Annotated in this window: 13 protein-coding genes; 1 reads left to right on the plus strand and 12 read right to left on the minus strand. The window is 41.5% G+C overall.

What is annotated here, in order from left to right; all coding sequences use genetic code 11:
• The 3 genes from VIN08_RS05610 to VIN08_RS05620 form a co-directional block, all read right to left on the minus strand.
• A partial coding sequence (locus VIN08_RS05610; RefSeq protein ID WP_331961486.1) for a carboxypeptidase-like regulatory domain-containing protein occupies nt 1-1,438 on the minus strand: 1,438 nt, incomplete at its 3' end.
• 207 nt (nt 1,439-1,645) lie between these two features.
• Entirely contained in the window at nt 1,646-2,635 is a 990-nt protein-coding gene (locus tag VIN08_RS05615; protein WP_331961489.1) for a FecR family protein, read from the minus strand.
• 82 nt (nt 2,636-2,717) lie between these two features.
• Nucleotides 2,718-3,296 (minus strand): RNA polymerase sigma-70 factor, encoded by a 579-nt coding sequence (locus tag VIN08_RS05620; protein WP_331961492.1) that lies wholly within the window; start codon nt 3,294-3,296, stop codon nt 2,718-2,720.
• A gap of 291 nt (nt 3,297-3,587) precedes the next feature.
• On the opposite strand from VIN08_RS05620, the gene VIN08_RS05625 reads away from it, so the two are divergent.
• The gene (locus VIN08_RS05625; protein ID WP_331961495.1) at nt 3,588-4,676 is read left to right on the plus strand and encodes a hypothetical protein; all 1,089 of its coding nucleotides are present in this window, start codon (nt 3,588-3,590) and stop codon (nt 4,674-4,676) included.
• Between the two features lie 116 nt (nt 4,677-4,792).
• Here the strand turns inward: VIN08_RS05625 and VIN08_RS05630 are convergent, their stop codons facing one another.
• The 9 genes from VIN08_RS05630 to VIN08_RS05670 form a co-directional block, all read right to left on the minus strand.
• On the minus strand, nt 4,793-6,097 hold the full coding sequence (locus VIN08_RS05630; protein WP_331961498.1) for an HlyD family secretion protein: 1,305 nt from the start codon (nt 6,095-6,097) through the stop codon (nt 4,793-4,795).
• Between the two features lie 6 nt (nt 6,098-6,103).
• A complete protein-coding gene (locus VIN08_RS05635) occupies nt 6,104-8,359 on the minus strand; it encodes a peptidase domain-containing ABC transporter (RefSeq protein ID WP_331961501.1) in 2,256 nt (751 codons plus the stop codon).
• Entirely contained in the window at nt 8,356-9,387 is a 1,032-nt protein-coding gene (gwsS, locus tag VIN08_RS05640) for a grasp-with-spasm system SPASM domain peptide maturase (protein WP_331961504.1), read from the minus strand. The genes VIN08_RS05635 and gwsS overlap by 4 nt, the downstream gene beginning before the upstream one ends.
• Before the next feature lies 1 nt (nt 9,388).
• A complete protein-coding gene (locus VIN08_RS05645) occupies nt 9,389-9,592 on the minus strand; it encodes a hypothetical protein (protein WP_331961507.1) in 204 nt (67 codons plus the stop codon).
• On the minus strand, nt 9,582-10,550 hold the full coding sequence (gene gwsG, locus VIN08_RS05650) for a grasp-with-spasm system ATP-grasp peptide maturase (protein WP_331961510.1): 969 nt from the start codon (nt 10,548-10,550) through the stop codon (nt 9,582-9,584). The genes VIN08_RS05645 and gwsG overlap by 11 nt, the downstream gene beginning before the upstream one ends.
• 49 nt (nt 10,551-10,599) lie before the next feature.
• Nucleotides 10,600-10,770, minus strand: coding sequence for a hypothetical protein (locus VIN08_RS05655; RefSeq protein ID WP_331961513.1), 171 nt, complete (start codon nt 10,768-10,770; stop codon nt 10,600-10,602).
• 82 nt (nt 10,771-10,852) lie between these two features.
• Entirely contained in the window at nt 10,853-11,566 is a 714-nt protein-coding gene (locus VIN08_RS05660) for a DUF6624 domain-containing protein (RefSeq protein ID WP_331961516.1), read from the minus strand.
• Between the two features lie 188 nt (nt 11,567-11,754).
• Nucleotides 11,755-12,261: a DUF6624 domain-containing protein gene (locus VIN08_RS05665; protein ID WP_331961519.1), complete on the minus strand. Its 507-nt coding sequence runs from the start codon at nt 12,259-12,261 to the stop codon at nt 11,755-11,757.
• 65 nt (nt 12,262-12,326) lie between these two features.
• On the minus strand, nt 12,327-12,491 hold the full coding sequence (locus VIN08_RS05670; RefSeq protein WP_331961522.1) for a hypothetical protein: 165 nt from the start codon (nt 12,489-12,491) through the stop codon (nt 12,327-12,329).
• Nucleotides 12,492-12,607: the final 116 nt, after the last annotated feature.

Genomic DNA, 12,607 nt, shown 5'->3' on the forward strand with positions numbered 1-12,607 from the left:
TTGTATTGGTAACCGAAGTATAGAACGTAGCCACATCGTTGCCTCCGGAAACGCTCAGGTAATTATCGAACGATTTACCGGTTTGCATTACATTCCTGTAGTTATCATAGTATCTATAGGTGGGATCTATACTTGTTTCTGAACTGAAGGGTGCACCCCATGCCGGATATACACTGGTGCGATCGGCTACACCATACCAGCCTTGTCCGTACTGTGTTTGAAAATCAGGATAACGGTTTACTTTCTGAAAACCCATAGAGCTGTTCAGGTTAATGCGCACGCCACCGGCCTTTCCCTTTTTAGTGGTGATCACCACAGCACCAGCCGCTGCACGCACGCCATACAACGCAGTGGCTGCTGCTCCTTTCAGTATATTTACCGACTCTATATCATTGGGATTTATATCAGCCGCACGGTTGCTGAGTCCGCGCGATGTATTGGGAGATTCATCGGTGCTATTATCAATGGGTATACCATCAATCACAAACAACGGTTGATTGTTGGCATCAGTGTTCAGAGACGTTATACCCCGGATAACAATTCGCGAACTTGTTCCGGGTGCACCTCCTGCATTGGTGATCTGTACACCCGATACCTGCCCCTGAAGCGCACTCACCAGGTTTGGTTGTCGTGTTTGAATCAGGTTATCTCCCTTTACCGATTGTGCCGAAAAACCCACGGAGCGTTTCTCCTGTTCTATACCAAACGAAGTAACTACTACTTCGGTCAGTTGTGTTATATCGGCTTCCAGCCCTATATCTACAGTAGTTCGTTCACCAACAACAATCTCCTGCGTTTTATACCCGATGAAGGAGAACATCAATACAGCATCGCTCGCTGCTACATTCAGACTATATTTACCATCTGCATCGGTAACAGTACCGGTCTGCGTTCCTTTCACCAATACACTTACTCCCGGCAACGGAGTGTTCTCTTCACCTGTAGTTACGCGACCTTGTACTACACGCTGCTGAAGTACAGCACTGACCGGTTCTTCTGTGGATTCGCTGTCTTCTGATTCGTCTTTGCGTTCAATGAGAATGTTGTTATTGATCTGCCGGAAGGTAAACGAATTATCATCCAGTAAAATGGAAAGGGTTTCCGATACTGTTCGTGTTCCTTCAGACAGTGTGATGTGATCGATGGACTTCACTTCTTTATGCCGGTATACAAAACGGAAGGGTGTAAGTGTCTCGATCTTGCGCAGTGCTGATACGAGCGACTCATCGCGAAGTTCGAGTGTTACCTGTATAGTTTCTGCACCCTGCCCTCTGCCTGGTGTGGCTAAAAGCATTGTGAGACACGTAAGTGAAAGTATCATGAACAGTAAACTTATACGCATAAGCTGACGGATATGGGGTTTGTGGATCAGCCATGCAAGGTTTGCCACAGGGGTAAAACCCGGACTCCCTTCTGCATGAGACACAGAAAAATTCATATTTTTGATATGTTTTAAGTGATTGAGGAATTATTTAAAACACACCTGTTGCCGATGCCAGTCGGACAACAGGAGCTTTCTGAAGAAACTCCCTGCCCCTGGCGGGGAGTCTTCGGGAGACTTCAAATCATGTGTATAGTTTCTTCATAGGATTGGTTTGGGTTAGAGGTTATTCTTTATGTTCAGGTTAAAATGTCTTTGTTCCAATCAGCATCCACCTCCGCTGATGAGTATATTTCCGTTATCATCCCTGCTAAAATGCGAGCCGTTAAATTCACAGATCACGGTGAGGATCTGATCGAGGCTTTCGCCACTGACAAACGTGGCAGTAAAACGACATTCTTTTAATTGTGCTGCATCGAACGTGATGCGTATATGAAATCGCTGCTCCAATTGCTGTGCGACTTCTTCCAATGTACTGTCGTCAAAGAATATGTCTTTATCTGACCAGGCTACAACGGTACGGCTATCCACCGTTTGCTGCTGCGAGGCCTGTTCTTCTTTGTTAAAGGTTATTTGCTGATCGGGCGTAATGATACCGATCACGTTTCGGGCATCGCTTACTTTTACGCGGCCGCGCGTTACGGTAACGGTTATATTCTTTTCATCGGGATAGGCTTTAATATTAAAAGCAGTTCCCAATACAATGGTCTTCACCTCTCCGGTATATACTATAAATGGTTTTGTGACATCGTGCTGTATATCAAAGTATCCTTCTCCTGTAAGTGTTACTTCACGGCTGCTCTTATCCTCAAAAGATGCAGGGTATTCCAGTGTACTCCGGGCATTCAGTATTACCCGGCTGCCATCCGGTAAATTTATTATTTGATGAGGTGCATCAATAGGTGCTACTGCCAATGCAGAGGCAGAAGGCTTTGTGTAGATATATAGTACAGCAGCGCATGCTATGACAAGGATTATAGCGGCAGCTACTTTACGCCACGAGAAAAAATTTCTGGTGGAAGAAAGTTCCTCTATAGGTGCAGCCCGAAAAATGTCCAGCAGTATACTTTCAGCTTTATCTTTTGGTAATACTTCCTCCGGTTGGAGTGTTTGCCAAAGTCCTTTCATCAGGTCTTTCACCTGCGCATGGTAGTCGGCCTGGCTAATAAGTTCCAGAAACTCCTGCCGCTCTTCAGGCGTACAGGTCTGATTAATATAACGGTGAAAAAGATACGTTAACCGGGCGCTGTCCATACACAGTGGTTTTATAGTATGACAACCGGGCCGTTAAAAAGGAGTAGTGGAGGAAGAAAAAAATTTTACTATGAGAAACCGCTCAGTATAAAAAAGCAAATACAAGACTGATCAGTCCGGAGAAGTGAGCTTTGATCGTACGCAAAGCCTGCTGCATGTGCGTCTTTACGGTGAGACGCGATATGTTGAGGCGCTGTGCAACTTCCTCATACTTGAGACCTTCCTGATGGCACATTCCATATACCAACTTTTGCTGCGGTGGCAGATTGCTGACTACCTGATTAAGGATGTGCTGCGACTCGCGGTATAGAATTGTTTCTTCTGTTTCGTGGTGCGCCTCTGTCAATTCTTTCTCCAATTTATTTATAGCGTTTGTCTCAATCGCTATGCGCTTCAATTGGTTAAAAGTATGATTGCGCGTGAGTGTAAAAAGATATGCCTCAAAATTCTGAATAGCATCTAAGGTCTCTTTAAATAACCACAACTTCAGAAATATATCCTGCACTACTTCTTCTGCCAAGGTGCCTGAATGCGTAAGCCGCAAAGCAAAACTATAAACCTTCGGAGAGTATACATGAAAGAGCCTGCGAAAAGCAAGCTGATCGCCCTGGGAAGCCTGGTATAAAAGGTCTCTGATATCCGAGAGGTCCGGCATCTTCATCAGTTTAGGGGTGGATAACCTTTTGCTAATCTAAACTTAATGAAAAGGAAGTAATGAAAAAAATACCTGCCGCAACCGCCCAACCTGAATTTATGGCAATCTATAGTCTCAATCCTTTGCAGGCTATAAAATATAGCCGTTTATTTTTTCCGGTCATCTAATCTGACAAGCTTGGAATCACATCCGGTTCATTCGTCTACACATTGTCCATAAAGGTCTAGGGAAATATACCTGCTGCGCAATGTAGCCGCGTCTCCATCGTATTGTAGTTACAGAAAAAAATAAAATCTTATGAAGCAATTAAAGATATTTCTTCTAATCACTTCTGTATTCATCCTTGCACTAAGCTGCAATAATGAAGAACTGAACTCCGATGATAGCAGTACATCCGGATCCAGCATTGATCAAACTTCACTGGACGTTGCCCAGACTTCGAGTCAGCTCGCGAGTGGTACAAGTTTCAGAATTTCCGGTAGCAGTACCGATAGTACCAGTACTACTACCGACTGCAAACCCGGACTAAATGGTGCAAGACATAATCGCCACAAGGGTATATTAGATGGCCTAAATTTACTGGCTCCCACGGATGAGCTACTGGCCATTGTAGATGCCGAGAGTGCGGCTGATATACGAGGTCTGCGCATTTCAAAAAATGGCGGAGCCACCATTACCAACTATAACGCTTCAGGCGAAACAGTTACCATTCCATTCTATCTGAATGATGGACCACAAGGTTATAGCTTTAGCGGACATCAGTTTCCCCTATATGATTCATTGCTGACCAGCATCGTGAAAACAGAAATTGATTTTGGCACCGGTGTAACCTATAAAAGAGATACGGTTGAAATTACCCGTGCAGGCAAGATCATTATTACACGAAGTAAAGATGGTTCTACTATAACCGAAGTAACAACCTTTGATAATTACTCGGTGAACGATATCAAGATCGAAGGTACTAAAACACGTATCTCTACTTACAATTCTTCAACAGGTTCCGGATCATCTACAACTTCCGTAACCAACGGGAAAATTACATTGAAAGATGGAACGGTAACAGAATGGAAATCGGATAAATCAAGAGTATCGGCTTTCACGATAAGCGAATCTACCGGCTTGCCTGCGAGTGGTACTATAACTACCGATGTAAATACCAGCGTTACGGCCTCTGACGGCACCGTGATATACGCTCACAAAACTACTTCATCGCTGATTGAAAATATAGCCTGCGAAGGACGAAGAAAAGCACCCGTAAGCGGAACATTGGAAACTATATATCGCACCGATACTTTACTGATTGACTTTGGCGATGGAACATGCACTAACAAAACTATCACAATAACACTCAACGGAGTAACATCAACAAAAACGATTGGCGACTGACAAGAGAGGTTGATAGAGGAGCCTAACCAATCGGAGCCCTTGCAAGCGAAATGCTGCAAGGGCTTTTTACTTGCAATAGTTTGATCAAAATATACTTTGATGAAACCAACAAAACATTATTTCTCGCTTATACCTGAAAGGGCCCCACGGGTAGAGTAAAAGAATCGTTCTAATAATGAATAATCTCTTGTGATGATCTCTGCTGTGCCCACAAGGTTGGGCTTGTAATCAATTTTGTGATGATAGGAAGTAATCAGTTCATCGGGTAAGTCAATTATTACTTCATAATTATCATCAAGCGGGGCTTCGCTAATGGACAGTATGGTGCCATAAAAATAGCCATACTCCTGATACGGAAAACCTTCCAGTGTAATGCGTACTTTCTGATTCACCTTCACTTTTCCAAAGCCTTTTACCGGCACCTGTGCTTTTGCTTTTATATCCTGATTCTGCGGAATGATCAGTGCTATAGGCTGCTCCTTTTTTAAAAATTCACCGGTAGATATATTCCGGATGAATTTCAACTTACCTTCTATCGGGCAAATTATAGTATAGTTCTGTTTCCATTCCGACTTATAGTTATCAATTACTTTTAACGACAGACTTATATCGTTCTTCAGCTTTTCCCGCTTTTCAGCATACTGGTAATCCAAATCAGCGATCTGGCCTTCAATATCTTTTATAACCAGTTCGTTTTGCAGAAGTGATTCTTTCAGAACCTGGTAATCATTTTTCTTTTGATTATAGCGACTGGTCTTTTCAAGCCAGTCTGATTTTGCAATAACCTGCTGGGTATACAATCGCTCATCAATCTCATATTGAAGCCTGGCATTTTTGAGCTCCTCTTCTCCTACCATCAGTTTCTCTTTTATAACTGCCGATAGCTCTTTATACGTTTTTATCTTCGCCTCCAGTCGGATAATAGATTCTCTAAAGTATTGATGATGCAATTGCTGATAATCATATATCTGCTTTTTCAAATTGTTATAATCATCCTGCACCGCTCCGAATACAAGATCATTGTCATTAAACGATAGTGTTTGGATCTCTTCATTCAATAACTTCTTTGTATCCGCTATCACTATATTCAGAAAGTTGATATTGTCAATTTGCATTACACTTCTGATCTCCGCTGCTATCTGCCCTTTACTGACTATTGAATTTTCCTTTATGTAGATTTGTTCGAGATAGCCTTCGTTCAAATTATAGATAAAGGAAGGTTCAACCGTGGTGGTTAACTTCACCTTCCCTGCTACCGTATCCGGATAATTTATAATTGTTCCGGTCAATAGAAAAACGCAGATCACAAAGAGTATAGATCCCGATCCCCAACGTAAAATTTTACCGGGTATCTTTGAAAGTATTTCTTTCACTTCTTCAGATCGTTCTGAAAAGTTATTTACTTCTGATTTTTCGGGCATAAACTTCTATGAAAAATTCAAAACAACTTTACTGTCCACAGGTTGTACGGGAGCGGCTATCTTCTCAAGTTCAAGCTGATTTCTTACCAGATTGAAGTAAGCTCCTTTCAATTCAATGAGAGACTTATGATTTCCGATCTCCAATACCTTACCCTTATCGATCACAACAATCTGATCGGCATTCTTTACTGTGCTGAGGCGATGCGCAATAATTACTGAGGTTCGGTTACGCAGAAAATTCTCCAGGTTTGTAATGATCGCCTTTTCGTTATTGGCATCCAGGGCAGAGGTGGCTTCATCAAAGAACAGGTAATCCGGATTCTTATATATAGCTCTCGCTATTAACAAGCGTTGTTTCTGGCCAGTGCTTAATCCTAAACCTTCATTCCCGATCTTAGTATTATACCCCAGTGGCATGCTATCGATGAAGTCGCCTATATTGGCAAGACGCGAAGCCAGGATCAGTCTTTCAATATCTACCTGTTCAACACCTATCGCTATATTTGCTTCTATGGTATCGTTGAATATAAAACCTTCCTGCATTACAACCCCGCATTTATCTCTCCAGGCTCGTACTGAAATATGAGTAAAATCTTTTTTATCAAGTGCTATAGTACCGGCAACAGGTTTATATATACCCAGCAACAGTTTCATAAGAGTGGTCTTTCCGCTGCCACTCATACCCACAATAGCAGTTACTTTATTTTTAGGGATCGAGAAACTTACCTCATCCAAAACAGGCTTGTTACTTCCCGGATATTTAAAACTTACATTTTGCAGAAATATATCCTGTGAACCTTCGATAGCCGAAATTTTTTCCTCCGATGTTTTTTCTTCATCATCCAGTTCATGGATCTCGGCAATTCTGTCAAGACTAATCTTGGCATCCTGAAACGAATGTATAAATGTTACCAATTGCGATACCGGACCGTTCAGCTGTCCAATGATATACGATACCGACAGCATCATACCCAATGTCATCTCGCCTTCAATCACAGCCTGCGCTGCCAGGTAGATCATCAGTATATTCTTGATCTCGTTGATAAATAACGATCCTACAGATTGCGTCTGCTCCAATGATAAACTCTTTATTGAAATTTTGAAGAGCCGTGTCTGTAAAGTTTCCCAGCCCCAGCGCATTTGTCTCTCTGCATTGTGAAGTTTGATCTCCTGCATTCCGTTGATGAGTTCAATCGTTTTGCTATGCTCCTGGCTTACCTGCGAAAATCTTATATAGTCAAGATCCTTTCGCTTTCGCAGAAAGAATACAATCCAGAGAAAATACAAAGCTGTGCCCAGCAGAAATACAGAGAATATCTTTATACTATAAATAGCCAGCACGGCACCGAGCAGCAACAGAGAGAAAAAAGAAAAAACAACATTGAGTGTAGATCCCGTCATTAATTTTTCAAGCCTGGTATGATCATTAATGCGCTGAAAAATTTCGCCTGTCTGGGTAGAGTCGAAATACGAAATAGGCAGTCCCATCAGCTTGACAAAAAAATCGGATACAAGCGATATGTTAATGCGTGTACTTAAATGCAGCAAGATCCAGCTCCGCATCGTTTCAACAAACGTGCGCCCTATAAATAAAAGTACCTGGGCCAACAGGATCAATGACACCAGGTTATAGTCCTGATTTTTTATACCAACGTCTACAATTCCCTGTGTAAGAAAAGGCAAAACAAGCTGCAGTAAACTTCCTGCCATTACACCCCAGAAAAGCTGATATATATAGGGCCGGTACTGCCTGAAATAATATAGTATATATTTTAGTCCAAACCCGCTCTGGTACTCACTACTACCATCAAACTGCATTTCCGACAATTTTGGTGTAGCTTCCAACAGAAGAACAATTCCTTTTCCATTCTGCAAATTGCCTTGCCAGCCTTGCATAAATTCTGCCTCGCTGTAAACCAGCAATCCGTGAGCAGGATCGGAAATATAGTACTTGCCGTTGTGTACTTTGTATAACACAACAAAGTGATTGTTATTCCAGAAAACTATACAAGGCAACGGAGCCTCCTGGCTAAGTTTGGTCAGATCTATTTTTACACTCAACGTTCTGATGCCTATTTTCTCCGCAGCTGCACTCAGGCCTGAAAGTGATGTGCCGGCTCTATTGGTCTCTGTAATTCTGCGAAGCGCTTTTGCCGATATAGCTTTACCATAGTGTTTTGCCACTATGCGAAGACACGCAGGACCACAGTCCATCTTTCCGGTTTGATGATAGTGCGGAAACTTATGAAATACATTCTTCATACTACAGCGTTTACATTATTCCCTTCTATCGGACTCCATTCTGCTTTATAGGGATCATATCGGCAACGGTCATGATGAGACCATAATTCTCCTTTCTTCACCGGTATACGCTGATCTGTACACATATACCTGAATTCACAATCACGGCAAACCTCAGTATCATCTTTCCGAACATGCCACCATACCTGATAGTCTGGTGAATCTATCACTGCTGCTGCATCGACTTCATCAACATGACCGAATGTATAGTCTGCAAACAAGCTGCTCCTAAGAACACCCTTGTTATCGATAAATATCTTTCGATTATAAAATGTATGGTGGTGATGCGCTTCAGTAAAAAACTGAATATTCACAGAAAAGTATTTTGGGCTGGCGGTCTTAACCATCCGCAATGCCTGGGCTGTATCGGTGGTCAATATTATGTGAGGTTTTGCAATAACTTTTACAGTCGGTGCTTCATAAACATATACCAATAGAATTTTATGATTACAATCGCGAAGCTGTGAGAGTATATCTTCATAGTCCAGTCGATAAGGAACAATCAATTCTATTGAGCGGAGTCTGGTATTCTGAAATACCTCCAGCAGATTCTTTACAAAACCTATATTCATCCAGTCAAGCAGGCGTATCTGCAAATGCTGAATACCCAGCTGATCAAATGTATAGCGTAGCCTGTCTGCCGCAAATAGCGTTTCTTTATCAATATCAATTACTGCATAGATGATCCTTGACGGATGCTTCCACTCCATATTGAGAGCTGGTAATTGTGACAATTCCTGCTCTTCAGCTTCATAAATAATTTCTCTATCAGTCAAAAATTTAAAATACTCTTCGAGCACAGGATTGTTATCGAAGTCTTCATATATCTTGCTGATTAGCTTCCCATCATATTCAAGCAGAATGTCCGCCAACGAATTGGGAACAGGGTAATACTTTCTTCGCGTGAGATCATATATACATGACCTTGAAAATCCTTTTACCGGTATACAATCCGAAAATACTTTCAGGTAGCGGTTCTTATTTATCATCTCAGCTAAACTCGAATGGTGAAGTAATCGGTTTTATTGGCAGATCTGGAAGAATATAGCCGTTGTAATAATTACTATAGCAAGCCCTTGTATCGTTGCCTGGCGTTGCTTCCGATACTTCCCAGTGTATAGCAACATAAGGCAGTTCGTTTACCTGCATCTTTTCGCTGATCAGTTTTTCCAGTTCTGCTTTGCTATGCAACATTTCCCAACAAATAATTAGCGATCTTCTCTTCCAGGTAATAATTACAAGGCACTGAAACCTGTTTGAATTGACCAACAGGATTTACTTCCAGAAATATATATTCATTGTGGGGTGTTACAATCATATCGATCGAACCACTATCCAGCTGCAGGTTCTCCATAAGTATCCTTATTTTATCTATTACTGACAGTGGCAATTTATAGGGCACTACCCGGTTAGGCTTTTCACGATCGTAATTCCGAAAATCAACGGATGTCTTTCCATTCCTTTGTGAAAATATAGCGGCAGAGTATACATCACCCTTGAGGTAAAATATTCTCAGCTCATATTTCTTTTTAACATGACTTTGAAAAAGTGATGGAAAGAAAGTTGAGTGCATGGAAGATACCGGCCGGCTCACTGCCTGCGTTAATGATCCTACACTGAATTGCTTTTTTATAGAAAAACCTCCATGATAGAAACATTTTGTTATGAGCGGAAAATCAGGTAAGCTCTCCGTGCTTGTAGTCAGTATTGTTTCAGGCACAGCTAACCCTGCTGCAGATGCCTTCACCAAAACCTCTAACTTGTTTATCTGGTTGTCTTTTATATTTCCCAGTTTTCTTTTTTCCTGCAGACGATTAAATACGAAATGTGATACTACTTTCCATTCTTTATCCAGGTAGTCCTGCAGTTCCAATTCCATAGCATTATTAAACTGCTCAGGGCTTTTAAAATTTATACTCCCTCTCCTATACCAATAGCGGGTTATCTGCTCCAGTGAAATAATGATCCGCTGACCACGAACCAGGAATGTAACCTGTCCTGTTATTCTCCCGCAATCATCAATATATATACTTAACTCAATCGCTATATCCTCCGGGTTCAACCGGATAAGGTTCATATCGCTATAGCTTTTAATCCAATCTATCACCTCGTTGGTAGAAGGATCGTTTATAATTGAATTGATAAAAATCATACAACGTCTGGAAAAATACACCACCCTGCGCAGGGTGGTGTTATTTATTCTAATTGAAGAAGATATAGCGCTTGTTCACATCATCATACAGATCCTGAGGTTGACCACTTTCTGCGTTGAGTTTTTCATCGCCTGTTTCGCTTAAGTTACCGCCAAAGATCAGTTCGAGGTTTTCGATCTGATCATTTCTAAAATTCTCAAATGCTTCCAAATTTTTCATAGATGGCTTTAGTTTAGAATTGTGCCTACTCTTTACGCTTTTCGGCATCCGCGTTATTTTCATTTCTCCAACGGATTGCTGTTCAATAGGGAAGATTATACTCCAGGCGAACCTTCGCTATAATTTCTTCATTGGCAAAACCAGCCCCAAGCTGTGATCCAAAAATCTGTCCGATCTTTTTGCCAACGTATATCCTGTCGATCAACATTTTCAACGGTGCGCTGTCAAGTTCTTTTTTGACAACGGCATCGTAAATTACCGGCAGGTACTTCTCCTGGTATTCCAATGCCGCGTGCTGTATTACAAGCCAGGCTATACTTTCATATTCCTTACCAACTTGCGTCCTTCCCGGATAATTATATTGATGTATAATTGTTTCTATTTCTTTAATGTTCTGTTCATCCAAAGGCTTTTGCTTATCGGGGATAAAGGATGGCGCTCTGTATTTTTGATCGGCTCCGCGGATGTTATTTAATTTCACGATCAAGTCAACATCATATCCATTCTTCCTGGCGTATTGTACAGGATCAGGAAAAGCCTCATTGCTTAATTTACCTTTGCAATTCTCTACTATATATTTATAACCATCGCCAAGACCTTTATAAAAGGAAGTATTCTCCATTCCATTTTTGTGTTTCCCATCCTGATAGACCAGTTCACAAAAAGAACTCTCATCAATACGCTGAGCGTTAAAAAGATATTTCAGTACGGAATCAGAAGGTTGCCCCATCTTATAGTAGGCAACTGCTATATTCCAGTAATCTGCAGCAACAATTCCGTTTGTTGCATTCCGCATTTGCGAATAGGAATTTTTTAGTATCAACTTACCATTGTCGTATTCTGCCTGCGATAAGGCTTCAGGCTTGGGTGGATAATAACCTGATTGAGAATAAACCTTAACAAATGATAGAGCTATCAATACAGGAATTGCTATACTAACTCGGCCACGCGCTGTCATTTATATCTTCGTTTCGGGTATGCAGTTTAATTTACTATAGCCGGCTTAAGTCCCAGGGCGATCCGTATAGAATCGGCATCTATTGTTTCATCTATAGGCGCCTGTTCGTATTTACCTTTTACTTCATTCCATATACTCTGCGACCTGAATATCTGCTTACCATATTTATTAAGATGAATTCTGTCCATGAGCATCAATACCGGCAGCTTATGAAGCTCATCATTTTTGGCTGCTTCAAAAATGACAGGCAGATAATGTTCCTGCATTTCCAGGGAAGCATGCTGTATAACAAAGAGTGCAACGTTTTGAAGTTTGCTGCCCACCAGGCTCTTACCCGGATATCCATATTCACCAATAATGGTCTCGATCTTCTGCTGGTTTATAGCATCAAGCGTTTTTTGTTGTGACCATAACGTTTTCACTTCGCTGGAGTCTTCTCCATAAAGCCTCATGGCTTTCCCTATGGCAAACCTGTACTTCTTGTCATCCACACCTATCAAGGCGATTTCGTATAGCAGGTGCTGTTTGTCCATAGCACTATAATTATATATAAAAATCATGTGCAGGTATAGTTGCCTATACCTGCACAGAGTAAAGATTAATTATTGAGATAAACCACGCGCTGGTTTACATCATCATAATAATCTGAGCCGGTAGCTCCGTCTGCTCCGCTATAAGAAGTAGGGATCAGGGCATCGCCACCAATAGTTGACAGCTCTATTTCTTCACTTGCAAAAGATTCGAATGATTCTAAATTTTTCATAACGAGATATACATTAAATCTGCGCCTACTCTATTGAAGCTTTTCGGCATCCGCTTGTATCCCCTCGCAGTCGCGACTTTGCGTTGAATACATCAGAAGCTAATTTGTATGATTGG

The sequence above is a fragment of the Ohtaekwangia sp. genome (assembly GCF_036568665.1).
Classification (GTDB): domain Bacteria; phylum Bacteroidota; class Bacteroidia; order Cytophagales; family Cyclobacteriaceae; genus Ohtaekwangia.

What these genes read in the sequence shown, in the direction of transcription:
- VIN08_RS05645 (WP_331961507.1), bottom strand. Translation starts at nt 9,592, where the DNA reads ATGTTGCATAGCAAAGCAGAACTGGAAAAACTGATCAGCGAAAAGATG.
- VIN08_RS05620 (WP_331961492.1), bottom strand. Translation starts at nt 3,296, where the DNA reads ATGAAGATGCCGGACCTCTCGGATATCAGAGACCTTTTATACCAGGCT.
- VIN08_RS05670 (WP_331961522.1), bottom strand. Translation starts at nt 12,491, where the DNA reads ATGAAAAATTTAGAATCATTCGAATCTTTTGCAAGTGAAGAAATAGAG.
- VIN08_RS05655 (WP_331961513.1), bottom strand. Translation starts at nt 10,770, where the DNA reads ATGAAAAATTTGGAAGCATTTGAGAATTTTAGAAATGATCAGATCGAA.
- VIN08_RS05615 (WP_331961489.1), bottom strand. Translation starts at nt 2,635, where the DNA reads ATGGACAGCGCCCGGTTAACGTATCTTTTTCACCGTTATATTAATCAG.
- VIN08_RS05660 (WP_331961516.1), bottom strand. Translation starts at nt 11,566, where the DNA reads ATGCGGAATGCAACAAACGGAATTGTTGCTGCAGATTACTGGAATATA.
- VIN08_RS05665 (WP_331961519.1), bottom strand. Translation starts at nt 12,261, where the DNA reads ATGGACAAACAGCACCTGCTATACGAAATCGCCTTGATAGGTGTGGAT.
- gwsS (WP_331961504.1), bottom strand. Translation starts at nt 9,387, where the DNA reads ATGATAAATAAGAACCGCTACCTGAAAGTATTTTCGGATTGTATACCG.
- gwsG (WP_331961510.1), bottom strand. Translation starts at nt 10,550, where the DNA reads ATGATTTTTATCAATTCAATTATAAACGATCCTTCTACCAACGAGGTG.
- VIN08_RS05625 (WP_331961495.1), top strand. Translation starts at nt 3,588, where the DNA reads ATGAAGCAATTAAAGATATTTCTTCTAATCACTTCTGTATTCATCCTT.
- VIN08_RS05635 (WP_331961501.1), bottom strand. Translation starts at nt 8,359, where the DNA reads ATGAAGAATGTATTTCATAAGTTTCCGCACTATCATCAAACCGGAAAG.
- VIN08_RS05630 (WP_331961498.1), bottom strand. Translation starts at nt 6,097, where the DNA reads ATGCCCGAAAAATCAGAAGTAAATAACTTTTCAGAACGATCTGAAGAA.